Origin of the sequence: Synechococcus sp. CS-1332, assembly GCF_025127995.1 — a bacterium.
Classification (GTDB): Bacteria; Cyanobacteriota; Cyanobacteriia; order PCC-6307; family Cyanobiaceae; genus Cyanobium.
In genome coordinates, this window is record NZ_JAHLYP010000056.1 from 17,839 (window position 1) to 44,655 (window position 26,817).

31 protein-coding genes are annotated in these 26,817 nt (G+C 69.0%); 16 read left to right on the plus strand and 15 right to left on the minus strand.

The features are described 5' to 3' along the window. Positions 1-31: 31 nt before the first annotated feature. The 3 genes from KQ305_RS14785 (at position 32) to KQ305_RS14795 (ending at position 3,541) form a co-directional block, all read left to right on the plus strand. Entirely contained in the window at positions 32-1,441 is a 1,410-nt protein-coding gene (locus tag KQ305_RS14785) for a PP2C family protein-serine/threonine phosphatase (protein WP_399231831.1), read from the plus strand. A 38-nt stretch (positions 1,442-1,479) separates the two neighbouring features. Continuing rightward, complete coding sequence (gene argH / locus KQ305_RS14790; protein WP_259726167.1) at positions 1,480-2,880, plus strand: argininosuccinate lyase; 1,401 nt, start codon at positions 1,480-1,482, stop codon at positions 2,878-2,880. A 106-nt stretch (positions 2,881-2,986) separates the two neighbouring features. After that, positions 2,987-3,541 (plus strand): RNA-binding protein, encoded by a 555-nt coding sequence (locus tag KQ305_RS14795; protein WP_259726168.1) that lies wholly within the window; start codon positions 2,987-2,989, stop codon positions 3,539-3,541. Between the two features lie 28 nt (positions 3,542-3,569). On the opposite strand, the gene dusA is transcribed toward KQ305_RS14795, so the two are convergent. After that, a complete protein-coding gene (dusA, locus tag KQ305_RS14800; protein WP_259726169.1) occupies positions 3,570-4,559 on the minus strand; it encodes a tRNA dihydrouridine(20/20a) synthase DusA in 990 nt (329 codons plus the stop codon). 39 nt (positions 4,560-4,598) lie between these two features. Here dusA and KQ305_RS14805 point away from each other — a divergent pair, with 39 nt between their 5' ends. Then, positions 4,599-5,888, plus strand: a complete 1,290-nt coding sequence (locus KQ305_RS14805) for an NAD(P)/FAD-dependent oxidoreductase (protein WP_259726170.1) — start codon at positions 4,599-4,601, stop codon at positions 5,886-5,888. Here KQ305_RS14805 and KQ305_RS14810 read toward each other — a convergent pair. From KQ305_RS14810 to KQ305_RS14820, 3 genes are read right to left on the minus strand one after another with little or no spacing between them, the layout of a single operon-like run. Beyond that, positions 5,870-7,120: a type II secretion system F family protein gene (locus KQ305_RS14810; protein WP_259726171.1), complete on the minus strand. Its 1,251-nt coding sequence runs from the start codon at positions 7,118-7,120 to the stop codon at positions 5,870-5,872. The genes KQ305_RS14805 and KQ305_RS14810 overlap by 19 nt on opposite strands. Before the next feature lie 57 nt (positions 7,121-7,177). Beyond that, entirely contained in the window at positions 7,178-8,257 is a 1,080-nt protein-coding gene (locus KQ305_RS14815; protein ID WP_259726172.1) for a type IV pilus twitching motility protein PilT, read from the minus strand. A gap of 5 nt (positions 8,258-8,262) precedes the next feature. Further along, a complete protein-coding gene (locus KQ305_RS14820) occupies positions 8,263-9,720 on the minus strand; it encodes a GspE/PulE family protein (RefSeq protein ID WP_259726173.1) in 1,458 nt (485 codons plus the stop codon). A gap of 112 nt (positions 9,721-9,832) precedes the next feature. Here KQ305_RS14820 and grpE point away from each other — a divergent pair, with 112 nt between their 5' ends. From grpE to rsgA, 4 genes are read left to right on the plus strand one after another with little or no spacing between them, the layout of a single operon-like run. Next, positions 9,833-10,552, plus strand: a complete 720-nt coding sequence (gene grpE / locus KQ305_RS14825) for a nucleotide exchange factor GrpE (RefSeq protein ID WP_259726174.1) — start codon at positions 9,833-9,835, stop codon at positions 10,550-10,552. After that, complete coding sequence (dnaJ, locus tag KQ305_RS14830; RefSeq protein ID WP_259726175.1) at positions 10,552-11,676, plus strand: molecular chaperone DnaJ; 1,125 nt, start codon at positions 10,552-10,554, stop codon at positions 11,674-11,676. Before grpE ends, dnaJ begins: the two co-directional genes overlap by 1 nt. Further along, positions 11,673-11,906: a sulfurtransferase TusA family protein gene (locus tag KQ305_RS14835; protein ID WP_259726176.1), complete on the plus strand. Its 234-nt coding sequence runs from the start codon at positions 11,673-11,675 to the stop codon at positions 11,904-11,906. The genes dnaJ and KQ305_RS14835 overlap by 4 nt, the downstream gene beginning before the upstream one ends. Beyond that, complete coding sequence (gene rsgA / locus KQ305_RS14840; protein ID WP_259726177.1) at positions 11,896-12,948, plus strand: ribosome small subunit-dependent GTPase A; 1,053 nt, start codon at positions 11,896-11,898, stop codon at positions 12,946-12,948. Before KQ305_RS14835 ends, rsgA begins: the two co-directional genes overlap by 11 nt. Here rsgA and KQ305_RS14845 read toward each other — a convergent pair. Genes KQ305_RS14845 through murC form a run of 3 tightly spaced genes read right to left on the minus strand, consistent with a single transcriptional unit; the run spans position 12,923 to position 15,650 of the window. Continuing rightward, entirely contained in the window at positions 12,923-13,264 is a 342-nt protein-coding gene (locus KQ305_RS14845) for a YbaB/EbfC family nucleoid-associated protein (RefSeq protein ID WP_259726178.1), read from the minus strand. The genes rsgA and KQ305_RS14845 overlap by 26 nt on opposite strands. A 27-nt stretch (positions 13,265-13,291) precedes the next feature. Next, on the minus strand, positions 13,292-14,185 hold the full coding sequence (gene murB, locus KQ305_RS14850) for a UDP-N-acetylmuramate dehydrogenase (protein ID WP_259726179.1): 894 nt from the start codon (positions 14,183-14,185) through the stop codon (positions 13,292-13,294). Between the two features lie 4 nt (positions 14,186-14,189). Further along, positions 14,190-15,650 carry a UDP-N-acetylmuramate--L-alanine ligase gene (gene murC, locus KQ305_RS14855; RefSeq protein WP_259726253.1) on the minus strand — a complete coding sequence of 487 codons (1,461 nt, stop codon included), beginning with the start codon at positions 15,648-15,650 and terminating at the stop codon, positions 14,190-14,192. A 181-nt stretch (positions 15,651-15,831) separates the two neighbouring features. Between murC and KQ305_RS14860 the strand changes: the two genes are divergently transcribed. Beyond that, a complete protein-coding gene (locus KQ305_RS14860) occupies positions 15,832-16,854 on the plus strand; it encodes a type I glyceraldehyde-3-phosphate dehydrogenase (RefSeq protein ID WP_259726180.1) in 1,023 nt (340 codons plus the stop codon). Between the two features lie 15 nt (positions 16,855-16,869). Here the strand turns inward: KQ305_RS14860 and thiL are convergent, their stop codons facing one another. Both thiL and KQ305_RS14870 read right to left on the minus strand, forming a co-directional pair. Next, entirely contained in the window at positions 16,870-17,892 is a 1,023-nt protein-coding gene (thiL, locus tag KQ305_RS14865) for a thiamine-phosphate kinase (protein ID WP_259726181.1), read from the minus strand. After that, positions 17,885-18,976: a peptidylprolyl isomerase gene (locus KQ305_RS14870; RefSeq protein WP_259726182.1), complete on the minus strand. Its 1,092-nt coding sequence runs from the start codon at positions 18,974-18,976 to the stop codon at positions 17,885-17,887. The genes thiL and KQ305_RS14870 overlap by 8 nt, the downstream gene beginning before the upstream one ends. Before the next feature lie 111 nt (positions 18,977-19,087). On the opposite strand from KQ305_RS14870, the gene efp reads away from it, so the two are divergent. Both efp and accB read left to right on the plus strand, forming a co-directional pair. After that, on the plus strand, positions 19,088-19,648 hold the full coding sequence (gene efp / locus KQ305_RS14875) for an elongation factor P (RefSeq protein WP_216907098.1): 561 nt from the start codon (positions 19,088-19,090) through the stop codon (positions 19,646-19,648). Positions 19,649-19,653: 5 nt separating this feature from the next. Further along, on the plus strand, positions 19,654-20,148 hold the full coding sequence (accB, locus tag KQ305_RS14880) for an acetyl-CoA carboxylase biotin carboxyl carrier protein (RefSeq protein WP_259726183.1): 495 nt from the start codon (positions 19,654-19,656) through the stop codon (positions 20,146-20,148). On the opposite strand, the gene pdxA is transcribed toward accB, so the two are convergent. Continuing rightward, positions 20,145-21,140 (minus strand): 4-hydroxythreonine-4-phosphate dehydrogenase PdxA, encoded by a 996-nt coding sequence (pdxA, locus tag KQ305_RS14885; RefSeq protein WP_259726184.1) that lies wholly within the window; start codon positions 21,138-21,140, stop codon positions 20,145-20,147. The two genes, accB and pdxA, sit on opposite strands and share 4 nt — an antisense overlap. Positions 21,141-21,176: 36 nt before the next feature. Here pdxA and KQ305_RS14890 point away from each other — a divergent pair, with 36 nt between their 5' ends. Continuing rightward, positions 21,177-21,350: a hypothetical protein gene (locus KQ305_RS14890; RefSeq protein WP_259726185.1), complete on the plus strand. Its 174-nt coding sequence runs from the start codon at positions 21,177-21,179 to the stop codon at positions 21,348-21,350. On the opposite strand, the gene KQ305_RS14895 is transcribed toward KQ305_RS14890, so the two are convergent. Then, complete coding sequence (locus KQ305_RS14895) at positions 21,308-22,243, minus strand: SDR family NAD(P)-dependent oxidoreductase (protein WP_259726186.1); 936 nt, start codon at positions 22,241-22,243, stop codon at positions 21,308-21,310. The two genes, KQ305_RS14890 and KQ305_RS14895, sit on opposite strands and share 43 nt — an antisense overlap. 34 nt (positions 22,244-22,277) lie before the next feature. On the opposite strand from KQ305_RS14895, the gene KQ305_RS14900 reads away from it, so the two are divergent. Continuing rightward, positions 22,278-22,541, plus strand: a complete 264-nt coding sequence (locus KQ305_RS14900) for a serine protease inhibitor (protein WP_259726187.1) — start codon at positions 22,278-22,280, stop codon at positions 22,539-22,541. On the opposite strand, the gene KQ305_RS14905 is transcribed toward KQ305_RS14900, so the two are convergent. After that, on the minus strand, positions 22,487-22,924 hold the full coding sequence (locus tag KQ305_RS14905; protein ID WP_254944536.1) for an HNH endonuclease: 438 nt from the start codon (positions 22,922-22,924) through the stop codon (positions 22,487-22,489). The two genes, KQ305_RS14900 and KQ305_RS14905, sit on opposite strands and share 55 nt — an antisense overlap. A 96-nt stretch (positions 22,925-23,020) precedes the next feature. Between KQ305_RS14905 and KQ305_RS14910 the strand changes: the two genes are divergently transcribed. Continuing rightward, complete coding sequence (locus KQ305_RS14910) at positions 23,021-24,607, plus strand: DEAD/DEAH box helicase (protein WP_259726254.1); 1,587 nt, start codon at positions 23,021-23,023, stop codon at positions 24,605-24,607. A 7-nt stretch (positions 24,608-24,614) separates the two neighbouring features. On the opposite strand, the gene KQ305_RS14915 is transcribed toward KQ305_RS14910, so the two are convergent. The 3 genes from KQ305_RS14915 to KQ305_RS14925 form a co-directional block, all read right to left on the minus strand. Then, positions 24,615-25,016: a hypothetical protein gene (locus KQ305_RS14915; RefSeq protein ID WP_259726188.1), complete on the minus strand. Its 402-nt coding sequence runs from the start codon at positions 25,014-25,016 to the stop codon at positions 24,615-24,617. Further along, on the minus strand, positions 25,000-25,452 hold the full coding sequence (locus KQ305_RS14920; protein WP_259726189.1) for a DUF6554 family protein: 453 nt from the start codon (positions 25,450-25,452) through the stop codon (positions 25,000-25,002). The genes KQ305_RS14915 and KQ305_RS14920 overlap by 17 nt, the downstream gene beginning before the upstream one ends. A 63-nt stretch (positions 25,453-25,515) precedes the next feature. Then, the gene (locus tag KQ305_RS14925; RefSeq protein ID WP_259726190.1) at positions 25,516-26,037 is read right to left on the minus strand and encodes an AbrB family transcriptional regulator; all 522 of its coding nucleotides are present in this window, start codon (positions 26,035-26,037) and stop codon (positions 25,516-25,518) included. Between the two features lie 112 nt (positions 26,038-26,149). On the opposite strand from KQ305_RS14925, the gene KQ305_RS14930 reads away from it, so the two are divergent. Beyond that, a complete protein-coding gene (locus KQ305_RS14930; protein ID WP_259726191.1) occupies positions 26,150-26,434 on the plus strand; it encodes a hypothetical protein in 285 nt (94 codons plus the stop codon). Between the two features lie 50 nt (positions 26,435-26,484). Next, positions 26,485-26,736 carry a hypothetical protein gene (locus KQ305_RS14935; protein ID WP_259726192.1) on the plus strand — a complete coding sequence of 84 codons (252 nt, stop codon included), beginning with the start codon at positions 26,485-26,487 and terminating at the stop codon, positions 26,734-26,736. Positions 26,737-26,817: the final 81 nt, after the last annotated feature.

The following is a 26,817-nucleotide window of genomic DNA, read 5'->3' on the forward strand; positions in this document are numbered from 1 at the left end:
TGCTACCTTGCGTGTCCTTTGCGGCCGCTCGGTGAGCAGCCTGCCGCCTCCGCAGCCCCTCTCCACGTCCGCGGCGTCCCCTGCTCCCGATCGGGGGCCGTCGGTCACGGCTTCGCTGCGCCAGCTGCTCGACAGCCTCGGCCGGGAACAGCGCCGCAACCAGGAGCTGCTGGCGTCGCTGTCGTTCGCCCTGCGCAGCTACACCAACCTCAAGCGTTTCCTCGAGTTGGTGCCCCTGGTGGCCGCGCGGCTGGTGGAGGCCGAAGGCAGCCTGCTGGTGGTGTTCCATGCCGATGGCCGGCTCTGGCGCGAGCAGCTGCAGGCCACCGCCGGCGAACGCAGCGCCGAGGTGCTGCGCCAGCTGGCCGCCCTGCCCGATGGCCAGCTGCATAACCAGGACGGCGATGAGGCCGTCGCGTTGCTGCTCGACCCCCTGGTTCAGCGCCTGCTCGGTGCCCAGCAGGTGGTCGCCACCTCCGTGGTGGCCCGCAGCCGCCAGCGGGGCCGGTTGTACGTGTTCAGTGGCCGGCGCGGCTACAGCTGGAGCGACGTGCGCCGCCGCCACCTCCAGCTGGTGGCCGACCTCACCGGCGTGGCCCTGGAGAACGAGGTGCTGCAGCAGGACCGCCGCCGCCACGAACGGCTCGACCGCCAGCTGAGCATCGGCGCCGAGGTCCAGTCCCAGCTGCTCCCCGACCACTGCCCGGTGATCGACGGCGTCGAGCTGGCGGCCCTCTGCCGTCCGGCCTTCCAGGTGGGCGGCGACTACTACGACTTCATCCCCACCCAGCCCCAGCTCACCGGCCACCGGCGTGAGCAGGCCCCCTGGGCACTGGTGATGGGGGATGTGATGGGCAAGGGGGTGCCGGCCGGCCTGCTGATGACCCTGCTGCGGGGCATGCTGCGGGCCGAGGTGCTCAGCGGCCTGCCCCCGGATCGCATCCTCCACGACCTCAATCAGCTGGCCCAGGAGGACCTGGCCCACTCGCACCGTTTCGTCACCCTCTTCTATTCCGACTACGACCCCCGCACCCGCCTGCTGCGCTACGCCAACGCCGCCCACAACCCGCCCCTGGTGTGGCGGCGCCACGCCGGCCGTGTGGAGCGGCTCGACACCCCCGGCCTGCTGATCGGTCTGCAGAGCGAGGCGGAGTACGGCTGCGGTGAACTGCAGCTGGAGCCGGGTGATGTGATCCTCTATTACACCGATGGCGTCACCGAAGCCAGCGGCTTCAGCGGTGAGCGCTTCGATGAGGAGCGGCTGGTGCGGGCCTTCCATGGCGCCTGCCGGGCGGCCCATGAGGCCCAGACGATCCTGGATCGGTTGTTTGAGCGCCTCGACCGTTTCGTCGGCAGCGACCGTCGCCTGGAGGACGATGCCTCGATGGTGGTGCTGAAGGTGCGGGACGGGGTGGTGCTGCCGACCCTCCCCCCAACCTGAGACGAATGGCAAGCTGAAGGGCTGCCCGGAACCCCGTGATGGCCGCTGACTCCTCCCCCACCACCTGGAGCGATCGCTTCGAGCAGGGTCTGCATCCGGCGATCGAGCGGTTCAACGCCTCGATCGGTTTTGACATCGCCCTGCTGCAGGAGGATCTCGACGGATCCATCGCCCATGCCCGCATGCTGGGCCGCTGCGGCGTGATCACCTTGGAGGAAGCCGAGCGCCTGATCGAGGGGCTCGAAGCCATCCGGGCCGAAGCGGCCGCCGGCAGCTTCACGCCGGGCCTCGAGGCGGAGGACGTGCATTTCGCCGTGGAACGGCGCCTGATCGAAATCCTCGGCTCCCTCGGCAAGAAGCTGCACACCGGCCGCAGCCGCAACGACCAGGTGGGCACCGACCTGCGCCTGTGGCTGCGGCGCCGCATCGACAGCATCGATGGCGCCCTGGTGCGCTTCGAGCGGGCCCTGCTGGCCCAGGCCGAAGCCCACCCCGACACCCTCATCCCCGGTTACACCCATCTGCAGCGGGCCCAGCCGGTCTGCCTGGCCCACCACCTGCTCGCCTACGTGGAGATGGCCGAACGCGACCGCCAGCGCCTGGCTGACGTGCGCCGCCGCGTCAACATCTGCCCCCTCGGGGCGGCGGCCCTGGCGGGGACGTCGGTGCCGATCGACCGCCGCCAGACCGCCGCCGAACTGGGCTTCGAGGCGATCTACGCCAACAGCCTCGATGCGGTGAGTGATCGTGATTTCGCCGTCGAGACGATGGCGGCGCTGTCTTTGGTGATGGCCCACCTCAGCCGCCTGGCGGAAGAGGTGATCCTCTGGGCCAGCGAGGAGTTCGGCTTCGTGGGGCTCACCGACCGCTGCGCCACCGGCAGCAGCCTGATGCCCCAGAAGAAGAACCCCGATGTGCCCGAACTGGTGCGCGGCAAGAGCGGCCGCGTCTTCGGCCACCTGATGGGGCTGCTGACGATGATCAAGGGTCTGCCCCTCGCCTACAACAAGGACTTCCAGGAAGACAAGGAAGCCCTGTTCGATGGGGTGCGCACCTGCCTCGATTGCCTGGAAGCGATGGCCGTGCTGTTCGAGGAGGGGCTCGCGTTCCGCCCCGCCCGGCTGGAGGCCGCCGTGGCCGCCGATTATTCCAACGCCACTGATGTGGCCGACTATCTGGTGGCCCGGGGCGTGCCGTTCCGGGAGGCTTATCAGTTGGTCGGTGGGCTGGTGAAGGCCTGCCTGGTGGAGCAACGGTTGCTGGCCGATCTGCCCCTGGAGCGCTGGCAGGAGCTGCATCCCTCCTTCGAGGCAGACATCCATCTGGTGATCGCGCCGCGCCAGGTTGTGGCGGCCCGGCGCAGCGAGGGCGGCACCGGATTCGAGAGGGTGGCCGAGCAGCTGCGCCAGGCCCGGGAGCGCCTGGACCAGACCCCCTGATACCGATCGGATGCACCATTTGACGCGCTTCCGAATCCCGCGTCTCCGTCTAACGTTGAAGGGTCTCAGGCGCCTGCGCGCCCCATCGGTTCCCCCTCATCGGTCAGTGAGTATTTTCGTCGGCAATCTTCCCTTCCGCGCTGAGCAGGAGGACGTGGCTGAGTTGTTCGCTCCCTTCGGAGAGGTGGTCAACTGCTCCCTGCCGCTGGAGCGCGACACCGGCCGCAAGCGGGGCTTCGCCTTCGTCGAGATGGCCGATGCGGACACCGAGACCCGGGCCATCGATGCGCTCCAGGGCGCTGAGCTGATGGGCCGACCCCTGCGCATCAACAAGGCCGAACCCCGCAGCGGTGGCGGTGGCGGCGGTGGTGGCGCCCCGCGCCGTGGCGGCGGCTACGGCGGTGGTGGTGGCGGCGGTTATGGCGGCGGCGGCGGTGGGTATGGCGGTGGTGGCGGCGGCTATGGAGGCGGCGGCGATCGGGGATCCGGTGCCAAGGGCTGGGAGGACCGCAGCTACGGCGGTGCTGGTGCAGGCAGTGGTGGTGGCGCCGCCCCTGATGCCTTTGAAGCAGGCCGCTCCCGCCGGCGCCGCACCGGTGGCGGTGGTGGTGAGTACGGCGGTGGTGGCGGTGGCGGTGATTACGGCGGAGCCGAAGTCTGAAGCGCGCCAGGCCGTGGGCTGATCCGCGTCACAGGCCCCGTTCCTCCAGCTGACTGGCGGCAGCGTCCAGCACGTCGGGGCCGGCACCGGCCTGGCCGGCCTCCCGGGTCAGCCAGCCGCGCCAGCCGCGCGCCCCGCTGACCCCCTCCACCACCTGCACCAGGTGCCGGGCGATCGGCCACAGCCGCCCGCCCGCGGCGCACCAGCGCTCGGCGTGGGGCAGCACTCCCCGGAGCACCGTCGAGGCCCGGGCTTCCTGGGCGCCCGCATCCCCGAAGATCTGCCCATCCACCCTCGCCCAGCGCAGGGGGTGGGCGTAGGCGGCCCTGCCCACCATCACCCCGTCCACCCAAGCCAGCTGCTCCCGGCAGGGCTCAAGCTCCTCAAGACCGCCGTTCAGTTCGATTCGCAGCGCCGGGCGCTCCCGTTTGAGACGGTGCACCAGATCCCAGCGCAGGGGGGGGACGGTCCGGTTCTGCTTCGGATCGAGGCCGTTCAGCCAGGCCTTGCGGGCATGGACGGCGAAGCGGGCGGCGCCGGCTGCGGCCAGGGTGTCCACGAAGGCCAGCAGTTCGGCGTAAGAGTCGCGCTCGTCGATGCCGATGCGGTGCTTGACCGTCACCGGCAGGGGCGTGGCCGCCGCCATTGCCGCCACACAGCGGGCCACCTGCTCCGGCTCCGCCATCAGGCAGGCTCCGAAGCGGCCCTGCTGCACCTTTTCGCTGGGGCAGCCCAGGTTCAGGTTGATCTCGTCGTAGCCCCAGGCGGCCCCCATCCTGGCGGCCTCCGCCAGCAGCTCCGGGTCGTCGCCCCCCAGCTGCAGCACCAGCGGGTGCTCGATCGGATCGAAGCCCAGCAGCCGTTCCAGCCGCTGCTGCCGCTCCCCCATCCGGGAGGCGGAGCCGTCCTGGGCGATGTGATGCAGCGCCCGGGCCACCACCATCTCGGAGTAGAGCAGGCAGTGCCGGCTGACCTGCCGCATCAGCACCCGGAAGTGCCGATCCGTGCAGTCCAGCATGGGCGCCACACTGAAGCGGTAGTTGTGCTCCATCGCCCCATGCTGCCCAGCCGTGCCTCCGTTGTGGTGGTGGGAGGTGGCCCGGCGGGCTTCATGGCCGCCATCGCGGCCGCTGAAGCGGCCGGCGGCAGCGTTCCTGGGGGGGTGCTGTTGCTGGAGTCCACCCCCGAGCCGCTGCACAAGGTGCTGATCAGCGGTGGTGGTCGCTGCAATGTCACCCATGCCTGCTGGGATCCGCGCGTGCTGGTGGATCATTACCCCCGTGGCGGCAAGGCCCTGCGGGGGCCCTTCTCGCGCTTCGCCACCGGCGACACGGTGGCCTGGTTCCAGGCCCATGGCCTGCAGCTGGTGGAGGAGCCCGACGGCCGCCTGTTCCCACGCTCCAACCGTTCCAGTTCGGTGGTCGACACCCTGCGCCGGGCGGCCATCGCCGCCGGGGTGGAGCTGCACACGGCCCAGGCGGGCCAGGTGGCCGAGGCCCTCCCCGGGGGCGGCTTCCGGCTGCGGTTGCGCTCGGGGGCCGAGGTGGAGGCCGAACACCTGGTGCTGGCCACAGGCAGCCACCCCAGCGGCCAGCGCATCGCCGCCTCCCTGGGCCATGGCCTGGTGGCGCCGGTGCCCTCCCTGTTCACCCTCACCCTGGCCGACCACCCCCTGCTGGACCTGGCCGGGGTGGCGATGGATCCGGTGCAGCTGGAGCTCCTGCTGCCCCCCCTGCCGGGAGCCGCCTCCGCCGGCGCCACCAAGCCCCAACGGCAACGGGGGCCGGTGCTGATCACCCACTGGGGCCTCAGCGGTCCGGCCACCCTGCGGCTCACGGCCTTCGCCGCCCGCGCCCTGCGGGAGCGTCGCTACCGGGCCGAGCTCCGGGTCGACTGGACCGGTGGCCGCAAGCCGGCGGAGCTGGAGGGGTGGTTCGTTGATGCCCGCCGCGAACAGGCCCGCCGTCAGCTCGGCAACTGGCGCCCCTGGCCCGACCTCAGCCGCCGCCTCTGGCTGCACCTGCTGACCCTGGGCGGCATCGACGCCAGCCTGCGCTGGGCCGATCTTCCCCGCCGCAGTGAACAGGCCCTGGTCACCGCCCTGCGGGACAGCCGCTACCAGATCTCAGGCCGGGGGCCCTTCGGCGAGGAGTTCGTGACCGCCGGGGGTATCCCCCTGGCGGAAGTCAACCTGGCCACGATGGAGAGCCGTGTTCAGCCGGGTCTGTTCCTGGTGGGGGAGCTGCTGGATGTGGATGGGGTGACGGGTGGCTTCAACTTCCAGCACTGCTGGACTTCGGGCTGGCTGGCGGGGCAGGCCCTGGCGGCTCAGCGCACGTGCTCATAGATGGAGAACATCGGCAGGTACATCGCCAGCAGCACCGATCCGACGATGATGCCCACCAGCACGATCATGGCCGGCTCGAGCATGGAGGTCATGGCCTTCACCATGGTGGTGACCTCGTCTTCATAGAAATCGGCGACCTTGGAGAGCATGGCGTCCATCTCGCCGGTTTCCTCACCGATGGCAAGCATGTTCACGCACATCTCCGGAAACACATTCTTCAATCGCAGGGCGGCGCTGAGCGGCATCCCTTCGCTCACTTCGTTCTTGCAGGAGATGATGGCATCGGAAATCACCGAATTGGTGGCTGTTTCCCTCACGATCTCGAGCGAAAGAAGAATCGGAACACCCGCCTTGGATAGGGAACTCAGGGTGCGGCAGAACTGCGCACTGGCCGTTTTCACGAGCAGCTCCCCGAACAGGGGAAGCTTGAGCAGCAACCCATCGATCTGCCGTCGGCCGATCGGCGTGTTGTAGGTGGCGACCACCCAGAACGCAAAGCCCACCAGACCACCGAGCAGGATCAGGGCCTTCCAGGAGCGCAGAAACTCACTGAGGTTCAGCATCATCTGGGTGAACAGGGGCAACTCCGCACCCAGCTGATCGAAGACGCTGGAGAAGGTCGGGATCAGGAAGATGGTCATGCCCAGGAACACCGCGATCGCGATCACCAGCACGGTGACCGGATAGCTCATGGCCCCCTTGATCTGATTCTGGAGCTTGGCGTTGTCCTCCAGCAGCTTGGCCAGGCGCTTGAGGGTGTCGTCGAGGACGCCGCCGGCTTCCCCCGCCTCCACCAGGGCGATGCTGAGGTTGTCAAACACCTTCGGCCAGCGGCGCATCGAATTGCCGAGGCTGTCGCCCTGGTTCACGTCCTGGGTCATGCCTGCCAGGGCCATGCGCATCTTTTTCGAGCGCTGCTGCATCCGCATCAGGTCGAGGCTGCGCAGGATGGGCACGCCGGCGTCCACCAGGGCAGAGAGCTTGTTGGCGAAAAGGGCCTTGTCCCGGATCGTCACCGGACCCTCCAGCAGGTCGGCCAGGCCGCTGAAGGAGGAGTTCGTTTTCTTGGCGCCCCCCTGGGGAATCTTCGGCGCCTCCTTGCGCACCAGGGTGTTCGGCAGGATGCCGCGGCGACGAAGTTCCCGCCGGGCCACCGAAGGGTTATCCGCCGTCAGGGTCATTTCCCGGCGCTGGCCGGACTTGGTGGTGTAGGTGACGACGAAGGCGGTCATGGCGGCGCTCGGGTGAAACGAGGATCGGCGTCCGGGGGGAAGGGGATCAGGAGGTCATTATCGGTCGAGAAGCCTGACCAGCTCATCCGGTTTGGTGGTTTTCAGCAGGGCCTCGTCGCGGGTGACCTTGCCGTCCTCCACGAGATTGGCCAGGCAACGCTCGAGGGTCTGCATCCCCATGCTGGCACCGGTCTGAATCTGGGAATAGAGCTGGGAGCTCTTGCCCTCCCGGATCAGGTTGGCGATCGCGGGGGTGTTGATCATGATCTCCTGCGCCATCACCCGGCCGAAGGCCCCGCTGGAAGTAGGCACGGCGCTCCTGCAGAGGGTCTGGGAGAAGACCGCCAGAAGACTGCCGCTCAGCTGCACCCGGATCTGGGTCTGCTGGCCGGCCGGGAACACGTCCACCATCCGATCCACAGTCTGGGAGGCGGAACTGGTGTGCAGGGTGCCGAAGACGAGGTGGCCGGTTTCGGCGGCGGTGATCGCCAGCTGGATTGTCTCCAGGTCGCGGAGTTCCCCCACCAGGATCACATCGGGATCTTCCCGCAGGGCGGCCCTCAGGGCATTCGAGAAGCTGCGGGTGTCCTCGTTGAGCTCCCTCTGGTGAATGATCGACTTGACGTTCTTGTAGGTGAATTCGATCGGATCCTCAATGGTGAGAATGTGCTCCGAGCGGGTGGCGTTGATGTGCTCGATCAGCGCGGCGAGGGTGGTGGTCTTACCGGAACCGGTGGGCCCGGTGACCAGCACCAGACCCTTGGGCTTGTTGCTGATCTCCTCGACGATGGGCGGCAGCCCGAGCTTCTCCAGGCTGGGAATGGAGTTGCCGAGTGCCCGCAGGCAGGCAGCGTAGGTGCCCCTCTGGCGGTAGACGTTGATGCGGAAACGGGCGACTCCCTTGAGGCCGTAGGAGCAGTCCAGCTCCCAGTTCTGCTCCAGATTCTTGCGCTGGGCGTTGTTGAGCAGGGAGAAGATCAGTCGGTTGCAGCTCTCCTCGCTGAGTGTCGTGTCCTGGATGATCGGCCTCAGCTGGCCGCTGAAGCGGCCGTAGGGCGGATTGCCTGCGGACAGGTGAAGGTCGCTGCCTCCGGCCTTGACCAGTTCCTGCATCAGGTCCTCAATCAGAAGGTCCATTCCGCTCAGCTCCTAACGCTCAGACAGTAGGGACATTCCAACCATTCGTCCTCCAGGCCGGCCCCGCAGCTGCGGCAGGTGAGGGTGCTCAGGGCCCGGGCCCGCCGTTCCGATTCCAGGCCCGTGTCGGTGAGCAGCATCCGCTCCACCTCCTCGAGGGTGGTCAGGCCCTGCCGCACCAGGTCGAGGCCGTAGCCAAGCAGGGTTTTCATGCCGCTTTCCAGGGCCAGGCGCCGGAGCTCCTCGGTCGTTGCCCGCTTGGCCACGGCAGCGGAGAGGGTCTCGTTCATGCGCAGGATCTCGTAGACCCCCACCCGGCCTTTGTAGCCCCGGCCCTGGCAGGCGCTGCAGCAGGCCTCCGAGCCGGGCGACACCGTGTTGGCGCGATAAAAGGAAATCTCGCTTTCATCGGACGCCACCAGGCCGAACCGAGCCAGTTCGACATGGTTTGGATGGTAAGAAATCCGGCACTCGCTGCACAGACGACGCAGCAGCCGCTGGGACACCACTCCCAGCAGGGAGGCGCTTACCAGGAAGGGCTCCATGCCCATCTCATCGAGCCGGGCGAAGGCGCTGGCGGCGTCGTTGCAGTGCAGGGTGGTGAGCACCAGGTGGCCGGTCAGGGCCGCCTCAATGGCGGTGCGGGCGGTTTCCAGGTCACGGGTCTCGCCCACCAGCAGCACGTCCGGGTCCTGCCGCATGAAGGCGCGCAGGGCGGAACTGAAGTCGTAGCCCTTTTCCCGGTTCACCTGGGTCTGGGTGATGCCCTGGAGGGTGTACTCGATCGGATCCTCGACGGTGGAGATGTTGATCGAGGGGTCGTTGCGCTCCGAGAGCAGGGCGTAGAGGGTGGTGGATTTGCCGGAACCGGTGGGTCCGGTGACCAGGATCATGCCGAAGGGCTTGGAGCCGATGTCCCGCAGGGTGCCCCTGGCTTCATCGTCGGTGATCAGGCTGTCCAGGCCCAGTTGGGTGGCGCCGCTGTCGAGCAGCCGCAGCACCACCTTCTCGCCGTAACGGCCAGGCAGGGTGCTGACGCGGAAGTCCATGGTGCGACCGCGGAAGTTGCGGCGGATCCTTCCGTCCTGGGGCATCCGCCGCTCGGCGATGTCCAGGTCGGCCATGATCTTGAAGCGGGAGGTCACCGCCGGGATCAGGGTGCGGGGAAGCTTGTCGATGCTGCGCAGGACACCATCCTGGCGGAACCGGACCAGCAGGCCGTCCTCCTGGGGTTCGACATGGATGTCGCTGGCGCCGGTGGTGAGCGACTCGATCAGGATCCGGTCCACCAGGCTCATCACCGGCGAGATTCCATCTCCGGTGCTGCTGGCTTCGAGGTCCTCCGTTTCCGGTGCGATCTGCCCCTGCGGATTGGCGGCTTGACCCAGGTCAAGGTCGCGGAACAGCGAGGTGTGCTCCGCTCCGGTGACCTGAGGACGCTGGGTGAGACCTTCTGATGGCATCGACGGGAATGATCGGGAGCGAAGCCTGGGGCCGAGGTGCGGGGTTCCACCGCTTGTGGAAGGTGCTCCTCGACATTCAACATAACGGGATCTGACATCCCTGCCAGAACGCATGACCGGCGACAACACTCCCCCCCATGAGGAACGGATCGATCCCCGGGAGGGCGCGGTCGACGCGGCCCGGGTGGAGGAGCTCCTCGAGACCCTCCAGGCCACTGCCGACAGCGAAGCGAACGCCATCCCCGGCGATCAGGGCCCCCAGGCCTCCCCGTCCCCCGTCGAGGAGCCAGGAGAGCCCCTCGGCCAGCTTGAGGCCGAACTGGCCGCCCTGCGCAGTGAAAACGAGTCGCTGCGGGGCCAGTACATGCGCATCGCCGCCGACTTCGACAACTTCCGCAAGCGCCAGAGCCGGGACAAGGAGGACCAGCGCCTGCACATCACCTGCACCACCCTCACCGAGATCCTGCCGGTGGTCGACAACTTCGACCGCGCCCGCCAGCAGCTCAACCCGCAGAGCGAAGAGGCCCAGACCCTGCATCGCAGCTACCAGAACCTCTATAAACAGCTGGTCGATGTGTTCAAGCAGCTGGGGGTTTCGCCGATGCGGGTGGAAGGCGAACCCTTTGATCCCACCCTTCACGAAGCTGTGATGCGGGAACCGAGTCAGGAACACCCGGAGGATGTGGTGATCGAGGAGCTGCAGCGGGGCTATCACCTTGATGGCCGTGTGCTCAGGCACGCCCTGGTCAAGGTCTCCATGGGCCCCGGACCGGCTGGTGGCGCGAGCCCCGGAGAAGTCTCGGCGCCTCCCAGTGAGGGGCCATCCGACTGATGGCGGACTACTACGAGCTGCTCGGTGTCAGCCGGGACGTGGATGCCGACAGCCTCAAGAAGGCCTATCGGCGACTGGCCCGCCAGTACCACCCGGATGTCAACAAGGACCCGGCCGCAGAAGATCGCTTCAAGGAGATTGGTCGGGCCTATGAGGTGCTCAGCGATCCCCAGGCACGGGCCCGCTACGACCAATTCGGCGAGGCCGGCCTGGGTGGTGGCGGCGGCATGCCCGACATGGGCGACATGGGTGGCTTCGCCGACCTGTTCGAAACCTTCTTCAGCGGCTTCGGTGGGGCCGGTGGCGGTCCCCCCGGGGGTGCACGCCGACGCGGACCTCGCCAGGGCGACGACCTGCGCCTCGATCTCACCATCAGCTTCAGCGAAGCTGTCTTCGGCAGCGAGAAGGACGTCCAGATCCGGCACCTCGAGACCTGCACCACCTGCAGCGGCTCGGGAGCCAAGGCGGGCAGCGGCCCCACCGGCTGCGGGACCTGCGGTGGTGCCGGCCAGGTGCGCCGGGCCACCCGCACCCCCTTCGGCAGCTTCACCCAGGTGGCGCCCTGCCCCACCTGCGAGGGCACCGGCCAGGTGATCGCCGATCCCTGCTCCGCCTGCGGCGGCCAGGGCCTGCAGCAGGTGCGCAAGAAGCTGCGCATCAACATTCCCGCCGGTGTCGACTCGGGGACCCGGCTGCGGGTCGGCCAGGAGGGCAACGCCGGCCAGCGTGGCGGCCCGGCGGGCGATCTCTACGTGTTTCTCACCGTCCAGCCCCACCCCCACCTGCGCCGGGATGGTGTCACGATCCACTCAGAGGTGTCCCTCAACTACCTCCAGGCGATCCTGGGGGACACGATCGAGGTGGAGACGGTCGACGGTCAGGAGCCGTTGGAGATTCCCCCCGGCACCCAGCCCGGGGCTGTGATCACATTGCAGGGCAAGGGAATTCCGCGCCTGGGCAATCCGGTGGCCCGCGGCAACCATCAGTTCACCATCAAGGTGCAGCTCCCCACCAAGCTCAACGGTGAAGAGCGGAAGCTGCTTGAGCAGCTGGCCGGACACCACACCAGCAAGGGGCAGCGCCACCACCACAAGAGCGGTCTGTTCGGCGGCCTCTTCGGTTGAACGATCCGCTGGCCCTCGATCTGCGGGGAACCGCCTGTCCGGTCAACTTCATTCGGGCCCGCCTGGCGCTCGAGACGCTGCCGCCGGGTGGCTGGCTCCAGATCGATCTGGATGGGGGAGAACCGGAACAGATGGTGGCCGAAGGGCTGCGCTCCGAGGGGCATGGCGTGCAGCTGGTCCCAGCCTGCGGCGAGGGGGTGAGGCTCCTGGTGCAGCGGGATGGGGGCTGAGCCGCTGCCGGGTCGGGTGGTTGCCCTGCAGGCCAACTACTGCCTGGTGGCCCTCGATGGCCCCTCTGAGCTCGGCATTGGCGGCCGCCTGCTGTGTACCCGCCGCACCCGCCTCGACAAGAGCGGCCTGCAGGTGTGCGTCGGTGATCGGGTGAGCGTCGCTTCTGTCGACTGGCGGGCGCGGCGGGGCGCGGTGGTGGGCCTCGAGCCCCGGCACAACCTGCTGCAGCGTCCGGCTGTCGCCAACGTCAGCCGGGTGGTGGTGGTGGTGGCTCTGGTGGAGCCGGGCCTCGATCCTCTGCAGCTCACCCGGTTCCTGATCACCGCCGAAGCCACTGGCCAGCCCGTGCAGGTGGTGCTGAGCAAGGCCGACCTGCTGCCAACGGCCGCGGTGGAGGCCTGGTGCCGCCGGCTGGAGGACTGGGGTTATCCCACGGTGGCCGTTTCTACCCGCACCGGCGTGGGCCTGGCGGCGTTGCGGAGCCACCTGGAGCAGCCGGGAATCGCCGTGCTCTGTGGCCCCTCCGGCGTGGGCAAGAGCAGCCTGCTGAATGCCCTGGCCCCTGCCCTTGAACTTCGTGTCGCCGCCGTATCCGGACGGCTGCGCCGGGGTCGTCACACCACCCGGCATGTCGAACTGTTTGCGCTGGCTCCAGAGGCCCTCGTGGCCGATTCACCGGGCTTCAACACCCCTGCCCTGCCCTGCGACCCCCAGACCCTCGCGGCGGCCTTCCCGGAGCTGCTGGCGCGGCTCAGGGCCGACCCCTGCCGTTTCGCCAACTGCCGCCACCAGGGAGATCCCGGCTGTGCCGTTGGGGACAACTGGGACCGCTATGTGATCTACGGCCGCTGCCTGGAGGAGCTGGAGGCCCTGGCGCGGGCCAGAGCGCGCGGGGGCCACGGGCGCCAGGGGGACAGCGGCATGCGCCAGCGGGGCGACCGCCTCGAGCCCCTGCTTGATCCCCAGCTGCGCCGTTCCTCCCGTAGCACCCGGCGTCAGGCGCTGGAGGAGGACCTCAGTTCCCCAGACCGGGAAGATTGAGATCCAGCCCGCCGGTGAGGGTTTCCATCCGCTCGCGCATGGTGGTGGTGGAGAGCTCGTAGGCGTTGCAGAGGGCTGCCAGCACGGCCGCCTCGACAGCTTCGGCGGGTTCGCTGAGCAGTTCGGGGCTCAGCGCGACCCGAAGGGGCTGCTGGTTGCCGGTGAGCCAGACGCTGGCCCGGCCCTCGGGATCGCTGCCCTGCAGTTCCATCGCATCGAGCTCCTCCTGGAGCTTCTGGGCGTCCTGCTGAATCTGCTGGGCCTTGCGGAAGGCCTCGGTCAGCTGTCCGAAGTTGGGAAGTCCGAAGCCGGCCATGCCAGGAGGTCAACGTAGGAACCCAGGCTAGAACCCCAGCCGTTTGACTTCCGGGTGCAGCGGTACGCCGCAGCCCTCCAGCACCCTTTGCTGCACCAGCCGGATCAGGGCGTCGATGTCGGCGGCGGTGGCGGAGCCTGTGTTGACGATGAAATTGGCGTGGATCGGTGACACCTGGGCATCCCCGACGCTCAGTCCCTTGAGGCCGAGGGATTCGATCAGCTGGCCCGCCTTGAGCGGCTCGGGATTGCGGAAGACGCTGCCGCAGCTGGGTTGCTGGTAGGGCTGGGTGCTGGTGCGGCTCTGCAGGTTGGCGCTGGTGCGGGCCGTGAGCGTGGCCGGGTCGTGGCCAGGCTCCAGCCGGAACCGGGCCGAGAGCACCAGCAGCGGTTCGTCCTGCAGACGGCTGTGGCGGTAGGCGAAGGCCAGATCGGCGGCCTCCAGGCGGAAGGGGGCTTCGGGTCTGCGGGGATCCAGCACCCATACCGAGGCGAGCCACTCAGCCGTGCAGCCCCCCTGGGCGCCCGCGTTCATCACCACGGCCCCACCCACCGTGCCGGGGATGCCCACGGCCCACTCCAGCCCCCGCAGGCCGCTTCTGGCGGCCTTGCGGGCCAGGGTGGGGATCGGTTCCCCCGCCTCCGCCTCCACCCAGCCCTCCCCCGGATCCAGGCGGCTGCCCTGCAGACGGCGGTTGCAGAGGGTGAGGCCGTCGAGGCCTCCGTCGGCGATCAGCAGGTTGGAGCCGGCGCCGATGCAGCGGAAGGGAAGGCCTGCGGCCGCTGCCCAGGCGGCGTGGGCGATCAGGGCCTCCTGGTCGGCGGGTTCGGCGAACCAGGCGGCCGGCCCGCCCACCTTCCAGGTGGTGAATTCCCGCAGGGAGACCGTCTGACGGGGCTGGCTGAACGGCGCCGTGACCATCCCCTCAGGCCACCAGCGCGGAGGGTCGTTCGTGCTCGTCGAGGGCTTCCAGGCGCTCCCAGAGGCCGTTGACGTCGCCGGCTCCCATGGCCAGCACCAGGTCGCCCGGGCGGGTGCGACTGGCCACCAGGTCCGCCAGAGTCTCCATGCTGTCTGCCACCGCCACCGGGAGGTTGGGGGCTAGGGCCCGCACGGCCTCGGCGAGGGCCTGGCTAGAGATCCCTGCGATCGGGGCCTCGCCGGCGGCATAGAGCGGCGCCAGCAGCACCACATCGGCGTGGGTCAGGGCGGCGGCGAAGTCCTCCAGGAACTGGGCGGTGCGGGTGTAGCGATGGGGCTGGAACACCGCCACCAGCCGGCGCGGCACCAGTGGCAGCGGGCTGCGACCGCTCTCCACCATCAGCCGGGCCATGGCCAGGGTGGCCGCCACTTCGCTGGGGTGGTGGGCGTAGTCGTCGACGATCGCCCGGTCCTGCCACAGGCCGCGGCAGTCAAAGCGGCGCCCGGGGGGGCGCAGGCCCGCCACCGCCTTTCGCAGGGCGTCGAAGGGCACGCCTTCAAGGCGGCAGGCCGCCATTGCCGCCACGGTGTTGCTCAGGTTGTGGCGGCCTGGCAGGGGCACCTCCAGGGTGCCCAGGTCCACCCCCTGCTCGTACCAGGTCGCCAGAGTGCCATCGCCCCGCTCCTCCAGAGGGATGGCGGCGAAGTCCACCGCCTCGCTGCTGCGGGTGGACCACCAGCTGGCGGCCTGGAAGTGCTCGAGCAGAACCGGGCAGTCCCGGTTGGCCAGCAGGGTCGTGCAGCCGCTGGCGAAGCGTTGCAGGGTGGCCACCAGGGCGGCCAGGTCGGGGTAGTGGTCGGTGTGGTCGAGTTCGAGGTTGGTGAGCAGCCCGAGCCGGGGGTTGAACTTGACCAGGGAGCCATCTGATTCGTCGGCTTCCGCCACCAGCAAGCGCCCCTGGCCATGGCGGCCGTTGCTGCCGAAGGCCGGCACGATGCCGCCGATCACGGCGGTGGGGTCTTCACCGACGGCCTCCAGCAGCGTGGCGATCAGGGTGCTGGTGGTGGTTTTGCCGTGGCTGCCGGCCACGGCGATGGAGGGCTGGTCATTGATCAGGGCCGCCAGCACGTCGGAGCGGTGCAGAACCGACAGCCCGCGCCGCCGCGCCTCGGCCAGCTCCTCGTTGGCGGCGGGCACCGCCGAGCTGATGACCACGAGAAGGGTTTCCGCGGCTCCGCGCTCGGGCCCTTCCAGCCCTGCGATCACCGCGGCGATGGTGGCGGCGGTCTGCTCCTGGAAGACCCGTACCCCGGCGGTTCGCAGCCTCTCCAGCACCGGGCTTGGGCGGGGATCGGAGCCGCTCACCAGGAAGCCCCGTTCCGCCAGGATCCCTGCCAGGGCGGACATGCCGATCCCACCGGCTCCAATGAAATGGAGCGGCTGACGGCGATCAAGCTTTGGGATCAAGGGGAACTCCAGGCCTCGCCGAAAATAACGGCAGATCCCCCTCCCCTCCTTTGCGGGATACTGCGCTTTGCCGACCGTCCGATCCGGGGCCTGTGGCTGAGAGTATGAGCAGGACCCCATTTCTGTATGATCGGCAGCCAAAATCCCCCCTTGCTAGCGGGTTCCACCGCTTTCTGCCATGACCTTGCGCGTAGCGATCAATGGATTTGGCCGAATCGGTCGGAACTTCATGCGCTGCTGGCTCAGCCGCGGTGAGAACACCGGCATCGAAGTGGTGGGCCTGAACGACACGTCCGACCCGAAGACCAACGCCCACCTGCTCCAGTACGACACGATGCTCGGCCACATCCGCAATGCGGAAGTGAGCTACACCGACGACACCATCGTCGTGAACGGCAGGCCGATCAAATGTTTTTCCGATCGCAATCCCCTCAACCTTCCCTGGAAGGAATGGGGCGTGGATCTTGTGATCGAGGCCACCGGTGTCTTCATCGATCAGAAGGGGGCCGGGAAGCACATCGAGGCCGGCGCCAGCAAGGTCCTGATCACGGCTCCAGGCAAAGGCGAAGGCGTGGGCACCTTCGTGGTGGGTGTGAACGCCGACCAGTATCGCCACGAAGATTTCGACATCATCAGCAACGCCAGCTGCACCACCAATTGCATGGCGCCGATCGTCAAGGTGCTCGATCAGAGCTTCGGGATCGTCAAGGGCATGATGACCACCACCCACAGCTATACCGGTGACCAGCGGATCCTCGATGCCAGCCATCGCGATCTGCGCCGTGCCCGTGCCGCCGCCGTCAACATCGTTCCCACCTCCACCGGTGCAGCCACGGCCGTGGCTCTTGTCTACCCGCCGATGAAGGGCAAGCTGAGCGGCATTGCCATGCGCGTGCCGACCCCCAACGTTTCGGTGGTCGACCTCGTCCTTGAAGTGAGCCGCGGCACCACCAAGGAAGAAGTGAATGCCGTTCTCGAGGAGTCCTCAAGGAACGGGATGAAGGGGATCATCAAGTACTGCGATCTCCCCCTGGTCTCCACCGACCACGCCGGCACCGATGAATCCACCATCGTGGATGCCGACCTCACCCTGGTGATGGGCGAGAACATGGTCAAGGTGATTGCCTGGTACGACAACGAGTGGGGCTACAGCCAGCGCGTCGTCGATCTGGCTGAAGTGGTGGCGCGAAACTGGAAGTGAGCTGCAGGGCTGGGATCAGCTGAAATGCTGGAAGCCGGCTGACGGGGGGGGTATCGCTCCTCCCCCGCCCGACCAGATCAGGGGACCTTCCGCTTGGAGGGCGTCCAGGTGGCCGATGCAACGGGCACCGGGCAGCCTCTCCTCCAGGGCGGCCGCCCAGGCCGGCTCCAGGGCCAGCACCAGTTCGAAATCTTCTCCTCCCCAGAGGCACCAGTCCTCGGAGACGGCCAGTCCCTCCAGTTCCGGAGCCAGCGGCAGCGACTCGCGCTCCAACAGGGCCGTGCAGCCGCTGGCGACCGCCAGACAGGCGGCCGCGGCCGCCAGTCCGTCGCTGCTGTCGCAGCCGGCCACCCGCCAGCTCAGGGCCCCTGGCTGGCTGGCGCCCAGGGCCGCCACCGCATCGAAGCGGGGTACGGGTCGCCGGTGGGCGTTGATGGCTCGCTCCTGTTCGGCCGGTGCCAAAGCCGGTAAGGCCTCGCCCCGGAGCAGGGCCAGGCCCAGCCGGCTCAGCCCATGGGCGCCCGTGCAGACCAGCTGGTCGCCCGGTTGCCCATCCCCCCGGCGGATCGGCCCGCCGCGGCCCTCCTGGAGCCGGCCGAGGGCGGTGATTGCCAGGAGCCGCTGTCGGCCGCCGCTGCAATCTCCCCCCAGCAGCACGCCCCCATGGGCGCCCAGCAGCTCCGTCAGGCCGGCATAGGCCCCCTCCACCCAGGCCCAGGGGGTGTGTCCCGGGGCCACCAGGCCCACGGTGATCCCGACGGCGTCGACGCAGCCCATCGCCGCCAGGTCGGAGAGGTTGGCGGCGGCGGCCCTCCAGCCCACGTCCCTGGCGTCCATGGTGGCGGCACTGAAATGAACGTCCTCCACCAGCACGTCGGTGTTCAGCACCAACTGGAGACCGCCCCCACCGTTCGGGCTGAGCAGGGCCGGGCCCAGCAGGGCGGCGTCATCGCCGAACTGGCCCCGGGGGGCGAAGGAACCGAGGCGCCGGATCAGCTCCGTTTCCCCCAGCTCCGCCAGGGTGGGCCCCTCAGGCATGGGGGTGCAGGTTGTCGGCCCCTTCGATCACCGTCGCCTTGACGATGCCGTCATCGGCGGTGAGCTCCTCAAGCACCTCCAGACCCTCCACCACGTAGCCGAAGGCGGCGTAGCGCCCGTCAATCAGGTTCAGGCCGGCGGGGGTGAGTTCCGGCTCGAACAGGAACAGGAAGAACTGGGAGGAACCGTCCCCCAGGCCCTCGTCGGAGTGGGCCCATCCCAGGGTGCCCTTGCTGGCGAAGGGCAGCACCGGTTCGGCCTTGAACAGACCCAGATCCTCAAAGGTCTGGTTGTAGAAGGGGGCCTCTTCGCCGGGCACCTTGATTTCCAGGGGCACCTGGCGTTCCTGTTTGGTGGCTGGATCCACGTAGCCCGTCAGCGGGCCGGCGGGATCACCGGTCTGGAGCACGTAGAAGTCTTCGGCGCGGTTGAAGGGCAGGTCGTCGTAGAAGCCGCGTTGCGCCAGATCCACGAAGGCGCCGGCGGTCAGGGGCGCGTTGTACCCGTCCACAACGGTGATCAGGTCGCCCTTGGTGGTGGTCAGCCGCACGGTGGCGCGGCCGAGCAGCCGCGGCAGCGCATCGAATTCAGGCGGAATCGCGAAGGGGAAGGGCCCCACCAGCAGGCCTTCGGCACGGCCGACGTCGGCGAGGGCTTCCCGGCGGGCCGCCAGGAAACGGTCCCGATCCTGGGCCTCGCCGGCAGCCGCCAGCTCCTGCAGATGCACGCCGGCGTCGGTGAGCAGGGCCTCGGCGGTGGCTCGATCGGTGGGATCAAAGCTGGCCAGGATCCGCTCCCGGCTACTGCCGAGCTGGGATTCGGCCCGGCGTACGGAGCCGGTCAGGCTGGTCCAGCGCTTGGCCCGCAGGTCGTCGCTGGTGTCTTCGAGACGGTGCTGCAGCTTCTGAAGATCGCTCTGGTCGATGGGCAGGGCGTTGCGCAGCAGGGCGGTGGGATCACTGACGGCGTTGCCCTGGGGCAGATAGGCCCAGGCGGCGGGGACCGCAAGCAGCAGGGTCAACAGAAGGGTCACGGTGGCTCCCAGCGTGGTGGTCAACCCGATGGGCCTGCGTCGCCGGTCCATGCATCCCTTGTGACTGCCTGGACTTTGGCACAACCGGCCCTGGCTTCCCCCGCGGCGGCTCGCAGGCGTGCCTGTAGCCAGACGTACAATCCCCCGATCCGATCCGCCGGAATGATCTCCAGCAACGACTTTCGTACCGGCACAACGATCGAACTGGATGGCCAGGTCTGGCGCGTTGTCGAGTTCCTGCATGTCAAGCCCGGCAAAGGCTCGGCCTTCGTGCGCACCAAGCTCAAGGGCGTCCAGAGCGGCAACGTGGTGGAGAAGACCTTCCGCGCCGGGGAGACCATGCCCCAGGCCCAGCTGGAGAAGGCGACCCTCCAGCACACCTACATGGAGGGAGACGATTACGTCTTCATGGACATGGCCTCCTACGAGGAGACCCGTCTGACCGCCAAGCAGATCGGTGACGGCCGCAAATACCTCAAGGAAGGGATGGAGGTGAGCGTGGTCTCCTGGAACGGCAAGCCCCTGGAGGTTGAGCTGCCCAATTCGGTGGTGCTCGAAGTCACCCAGACTGATCCGGGCGTCAAGGGTGACACCGCGACCGGTGGCACCAAGCCCGCCATCGTCGAGACTGGGGCCCAGGTGATGGTGCCCCTGTTCATCACCATTGGCGAGAAGATCAAGGTCGACACCCGCACCGACAGTTACTTGGGTCGGGAGTCCTGATCGCCATGCAGCTCGATCACGACCAATTGCGCCAGTTGCTGGCCCTGCTCGGGGACAGCGATATTCAGGAGCTCAAGCTCGAGGGCGACGATTTCCGTCTGGAGGTGCGCCGCAACCTGCCTTCCCCGGCACCGGCCACGGTCACCATGTTGCAGGCACCGGCCGGCCTGCCACCGCTGGCCCCTGGGCCCACTGCCCCGGTCGGCGCCCCCCCCGGCCCCTCGGCGCCGCCGCCGCCGGCCGCCTCGGTGCGCAGCGACCTGCAGGCCGTCACCGCCCCGATGGTGGGCACCTTCTACCGCTCCTCGGCACCGGGCGAAGCCGCCTTCGTGGAGGTGGGCAGCCGGATCAGCGCCGGCCAGCCGGTCTGCATTCTTGAGGCGATGAAGCTGATGAACGAGCTGGAGTGTGAATTCAGCGGCGAAGTGGTGGAGATCCTGGTGGAGAACGGCACCCCGGTGGAATTCGGCCAGGTGCTGATGCGGATCAAGGCGAGCTAACCCAGGTCCCAGGCGGTGCGGATCGCCGCCGCCATGCTGTCGGCCCGCGCCACGCCCCGGCCGGCGATTCCGAAGGCGGTGCCGTGGTCGGGGGAGGTGCGCAGGAAAGGCAGACCCAGGGTGGTGTTGACGGCGGCGTCGAAGGCCAGCAGCTTCACCGGGATCAGCCCCTGGTCGTGATAGAGGGCCAGATAGCCGTCGGCGCCGTCTGCTTCCCCCTTCCAGGCGGCCGCCGCCTCCAGCCAGCAGGTGTCCGGTGGCATGGGCCCCTCCAGCCGCACCTCCGGATGCAGGTCCTGCCACTGCCTCAAGGTGGCAATCAGCCAGTCCTGCTCCTCCCTGCCCAGATGGCCCCCTTCCCCGGCATGGGGGTTGAGGCCCGCCACCACCAGCCGCGGCCGGTTTTGGAACCGCTGGCAGAAGGCCAGCAGGGCCTCCAGCCGACGGACCACCAGCTCCGGAGTGAGCCGGCTGCTCACCTCGGCCAGGGGGATGTGGGTGGTGGCCAGGAGGGTGTTGAGCCGCCAGCCGCCGCCGGGGGCCAGGGCGGTGAACAACATGCCGGCATCGGCGCTGCCGGTGAGTTCCGCCAGCCGCTCCGTCTGGCCGGGATAGGCATGGCCGGCCGCCTGCCAGCTGGCCTTGGCGATCGGGGCGGTCACCAGGGCCCGGCCGCCGCCGGCGCCCACCAGCGCCACGGCACGCGTCAGCCAGGCGAAGCTGGCCGCGCCGGCGGCGCGGCTGCTCACCCCCGGGACAACCGGCAGCTCCAGGGGGACGTCCTCCAAGGCGAAGTCGTCGGGGTCGGCCAGGGGAGCGTTGCTGCAGGCCAGCAACTGGTGGTGGCAGTCCCGCAGCCAGCGGCCGCAGCCCACCAGCACCACGTCCTGGCCGGCGGGACGCGGCTGGGCAAGGGCCTTGAGGGTCACCTCGGCGCCGATGCCGGCCGGATCCCCCAGGGCGATGACAAGGCGATCCGCTGTAGTTTTCATGCCATCGGGCGCTGTCGGGGTCGGTCCATGTTCCGCTTGCTGCTGCTGGGTGCGCTGTTGCTGGGTGGTGGGGTCGCCTTCCGCAACGAATGGGTGGTGGTGGATTGGCAGAAAATGGGGAAAGACACGGGTGTCTCCAACCTGATCGACCCTTCGATCTTTGGCGCTCAGAAGAAGTCCCCGGTGCAGGACGACAAGCCCTCCCGGTAGGTGGGATAGAGCAAGCGATAACCGAGGTCGTCCCGAAGCCGGCGGCTGCTGGCCCGTCGATTCTCGCTCCAGAAGCTGCGGGCCATGGGTCCCATCGTTGGCGCCACGTCCGCGTAGCGCTGCACCTCCGGCAGCCGGCAGCCCAGCAGATGGGCGGCCAGGCCCAAGATCTCGCTGGAGGGACAGGGGCAGGTGTCCGCCAGGATCAAGGTGTCCGGGCGGTCCTGGGGCGCCAGGGCGATGCTGTGCAGCACGGCGCCGACGATGTCGTCGACGTGCACCCTTGAGAACACCTGGCCCGGCTTGTGGATCAGCCGTGCCGTCCCGTTGCGCAGGTTCAGCATCGGATTGCGGCCTGGGCCGTAGATGGCCGGCAGCCGCAGCAGCTGCACCGGCAAGCTGCTGCGGCGCCAGGCCTGCTCGCAGGCCAGCCGGGCCTGGCTCCGCTCCAGCAGGGGCCGGGTAGGACTCGTCTCGTCCACCCAGGCGCCGCCGGTGTCGCCGTAGACCCCGGTGGTGGAGAGGTAGCCCACCCAGGCAGGATCCAGATGATGCAACTGGGCCGCAAGCGACTCCAGCACCGGATCCCGGCCGCCGGCATTGGGCGGGATCGTCACCAGCACATGGCTGACTCCGGCCAGGTCCGCCTGGGTGGGCAGGGCCCCCTGGTCGGGATCGAAATGCAGCCAGTCCGGGTCGGGACCGCCGGGGGAGGGCTGACGGTGGGTGAGCAGCACCGGTACACCGGCCGCCTCCAGCGCCAGGGCCACACGACGGCCGGTGTAGCCCCCGCCGAGCACCAGCATCCGCCCGATGGCGGTGGCGGCGGCGGGCAGCGCCGGGTGTGCAATCCGCTCGGGAGCTGGCACCGGGTTGACAGATGGCGCCGACATCAGTACATCTGTATCACTGTCTGTTCCCCATCCCGTGACCACCTCCTCATTCGGAGCCAGTCTCCCTGTCGGCCTCGCGACAACGCTCCCCGCCAGCCGCCCCCTCCCCAGCGGCAGCCCCCTCGCCAGCGGCAGCCGCAGCCTGGCCTCGGTGCCCCCCGGGTCGCGGGCTACCACCCCCCTGCTGCTGGCCGTGGGGCTGTTGCTGGGGGCCGTGCTGCTGGCGCCGGAGCAGCCCCTTGATCAGGAGGCCATTTGCCATCGCCACAACGGCGTGGAAGCCTGCCGGGTCTGGTGAGTCACTTCGGCCTCGGCCGCCGTGGCTGTCTCCGCTTCAACGGGCGCCACCCACTGCAGCAGCCGCAGCGCCAGGCGCAGGTCGCCATCGGTCCAGGCCCGCAGGGCCATCGCCCGGCGCGGGTCGTAGAAGGGCTGGCTCCGATACCAGGTGAAGGCATCGCTGTCCCCCTTGCGGCCGTTGCAGCCCAGGCAGGCCGGCACACAGTTTTCGGTGATGCTCTGGCCGCCGCGGCTCAGCGGATGCACGTGGTCGATGGATTCGGAGGCCTCGCCGCAATAGAGGCAGCGACGACCGGTCATCCGGTGCAGCGACTGTCGCCATCGTCGCGCTCGCAGCTTGGGGCAGAGATCTTCAAGAAAGACTCCATCCCTGGCCTGCATCAGCGCGCCTCGGTTGCCGGAAGTTTGCCCTCAGCGCACCGGGTGTCAATGTGTTCGTGATTGCTTTTTGCCGCATTGGCCACCCCCCTGGTGCAGATGCGCCTGGGCGCCTCGGGTCTGATCGAAGTCGTCAGTCCCTTCGATGCGGTGACCCAGGCGCAGCTCCGGGCCATCCGCCCCCGCGGGCAGTGGCTCAGCCGCCGTGGCTGCTGGCAGTTTCCCCTTGAGGCAGCCGCGGCGCTGCAGGCGCAGTGCGCCGGCCGCATTCCGCTCACCCCTGAGCTCGACCAGTGGTTCGCCTGGCTGCGGCAGCCCCTGCCGCCCCTGCCCCCCCACCGGGCCCTGGTGGCGGCGGCGGCCGCCGACGATCCGTTGCCCGATGGCCGCCAGCTGTTCCGGCACCAGCGGCAGGCCGTGCGCTGGTTGCTGGCCCGACGCGGGGCCGTGCTGGCCGATGCGATGGGTCTCGGCAAGACCCTCAGCGCCCTGGTGGCCGGTCGTGCCCTGGTGCGCCTCGCCGACTGCCGGCTGGTGGTGGTGGCCCCGGCGGGGCTGCACCACCATTGGCGGCAGGAGGCGGCGGGTCTGGGTCTGCACCTGGAGCTGCACAGCTGGGCCAGGCTGCCCGCCGAGCTGCCGGCCGCCGGCACGGTGCTGATCGCCGATGAGGCCCACTTCGCCCAGACGATCCACGCCGCCCGCACCCAGGCGTTCCTGCGGTTGGCCCGCCACCCACGTTTGCGGGCGATCTGGCTGCTCTCGGGCACGCCGATGAAGAACGGCCGGCCGGTCCAGCTGTTTCCCCTGCTGGCGGCCATCGGCCATCCCCTGGGGACGGACCAGCGTCACTTCGAGGAGCGCTACTGCCAGGGGCACTGGCGGGAACGGGGGGGGCGGCGGATCTGGCAGGCCAGCGGCGCCAGCCAGCTGGTGGAGCTGCAGCGGTTGGTGCGGCCCCTGGTGCTGCACCGGCGCAAAGGGCAGTGCCTCGACCTGCCGCCCAAGCAGCGGCTGGAGCGGCCCGTGAGCCTCGATGCCGTCGCCGCTGAAGCCTTTGAGCAGGCCCTGCAGGAGCGGATCGTCGATTACCGCCGCCGGGCCTGGGCCGGCGAGGTGCGCCGCGATGCCGAAGCCCTGGCCGTGTTCACGGCCCTCCGCCAGATCGCTTCGCGCCACAAGTTGGCCGCTACCACCGAGCTGGTGGCAGAGCTGCAGGGCCGCGGCGAAGCGGTGGTGGTGTTCACGGCCTTTGTGGCCACCGCCCTGGCCCTGCACCGCCAGCTGGGCCAGGGGGACGACGGCGGCCCCCTGGTCGGCGCCGTGCCCCCGGCCCGACGGCAGCAGCTGGTGGACGCCTTCCAGTCGGGCCGCTGCCCCGTGCTGATCGCCACCTACGGCACCGGGGGCCTGGGCTTCACCCTGCACCGGGCCCGGCACGTGGTGCTGGTCGAGCGGCCCTGGACCCCTGGCGACGCCGAGCAGGCCGAAGACCGCTGCCACCGGATCGGCATGGGCGCCGCTCTCACCAGCCACTGGCTGCAGCTGGGCGTTGCTGACCAGCTGGTGGACGACCTGATCGCCAGCAAGGCCGAGCGGATTTCCCTGCTGCTCCAGGGCCATGACACCCTGCGCCGCCAGCAGGCGCTGCCGGCGCTGGTGCGCCAGTGGCTCGAGGGCGGCTAGGGCAGCGTCACGGTCCGTCCTGGCTGCAGCTGCGCTGCCGCACCTCCAGGTCCTGGCGCAGGATCGGATCCAGCTTGGTCTTGGGCACCCCGGCCGCGAGGGTGGTGGCCCTGGCGATGTCCCTGCAGGCGGCGACGGTGTTCCCGGCCAGGGTGTGCAGCAGGAACCGCTCGTTCAGGGGGCCGGGATCCTGCGGGAAGGCCGCCACCACCTTGTCGCACTGCTGCAGTGCGCTGGGGAGGTGCTCCAGCGTCACGTTGCGCAGGCAATCCTCGCGGGTGATCGGTCGCTGGGGCAGGGGCTGCTCCACGCAGCCGCCAAGCAAGAGGGCCAGCAGCAGCACCAGAGGCGGCCGTCGCTGGTGCGCGGTGAGGGCATGCTGGCCAGCCTGCTCAGTTGTAACGCTCACTCCGGGTCATGCCGCTGTCACCAGCCTTACCACCGCCGACGACCGAGATGGCGGTGGGGCTGGGTTCGGTGCTGGTCGCGGTGCTGCCGGAGGAGCGCGGCGCGTACAGATCGCCCAGGAACCGGCCGCAATCGGGGAAGGTGCCGGGGTTCTGGACCACCGCCTCGGTGATCATCACGGCGGCATGCTCAGGGGAGGTCTTGAACAGACCGGCGCTCTGGCGCTTGATCAGGGCATACGAGGCCGTCCAGCTGACCTCATGGACGTTGCCGTTGTTGCGCATGAAGCAATACACCTGGGCGCCCTTGCCCCCGGGTCCGTCGATGTCGTTGCCGGCGCGGGCGCTCGGCGCTGTGCCGGCGGTGGCCAGCAGGCCGGCTGCCGCCGCCAGGACGAGGGGGCCCAGTCGGCGAAGGAGAAAGTGGCGTGTGGCCATCGGACCGGACAGAACGAACAAGGTGGCCCAACGTATCGACCCCTGCGCTCCTGTCCAGGGTGGTCAGCCGCCCGGTGGGGCGGCGGTGGCGGGGAGCACCAGCTTCACCACCAGCGGCAGGATCACGAGCACGGTGATCAGTCGCACCGCGTGCAGGGTGGCCACAGCGGCCCCCACGCCGAACTCCGCGCCGACCAGACTCATGCCGCTGATGCCCCCCGGGGCCGCCCCCAACAGGGCCACCACCGGGTCGACGCCCATCAGTCGGCTGCAGCCCAGACCGACTACCAGGCCGGTGAGCACCAGGGTGACCGTGATCAGCAAGGCGGGTCGCCACAGCTGGCGGAGTTCCACCAAGGCTGCGCCGGTGAGGCCGGTGCCGATCACCGTGCCGATGCCGATTTCCAGCAGGGTGCGGGAACCGACCGGCCATTGGGCCACCTCGAGTCGGCCCGTCACGCTGACCACGGCGGCCCCCAGCAGGGCCCCGGCCAGGGGTGCCGCAGGGATACCGGTGCGCAGGGCCAGCAGGCCGCCGGTGAGTCCCGCCATCACGTAAAGCAAGAGATGCCAGGAATGGTTCATCCGCCGCCGAGCTTGATCAACAGAGCCCACTCTGGGAGATCACTGCTGTGGGTGCTTGAGAGCGTCGCCGGGGTGTGTTGTCATGCGACTCAGAACAGTTGCTCTTCCCGACATGGCCCCCACCTCGGTGTCATTCCGCATCAGCCGCAATGCCGAAGATCTCGCCGAAACCATCCATGCCCTCTCCCAGCGCCTGGTGACGCTGGAGCAGCGCCTGGCCGCGGTGGAACTGCAGGCGTCGAACCAGGCCCGTCCGGAGCCGGAAGAACTGGCCAGCCTCGACAACGTCGAGCGTCTGCTGCAGGACTGCCGCCATCTGCTGGAGATCGGCGTCAGCTCCGACGCGTCCCCTGTCGACGAAAGCCACGACGACGTCCCTTACCCCTCTGCCGCCTGAGTCCACGCACCCCCCTGGTCAAGGGTGTCAAAATGAAAAGAAAGCGGGTCATGGCCTTCCCCACATCCCCTTACCAGTCATCCTCCAGCGCCCTTCACGGGCAGAACGCCTCCTCACGCGCGGCCAACCCTGCCCCCCACTGCCAGTTACGAAGCCATTCCCAGGAGGAAGGCGACCACCAGCTGGAAAAGCTCGAGTTCGCTCTCGCCGTTGCCCTCACCCGGGGCGACCAGCAGCGCTCCGACCAGCTGCGCTCCCAGATCGCTGCCCTGGGTGGCAATCAGGAAGAACCGGGCACCTGAGCAGCAAGTCCGCGCGATCACACCCCAACCTCTCGTTTGACGGTCAATTTCCTCCAACTGGAGGCCCTGGATATGGTGTGG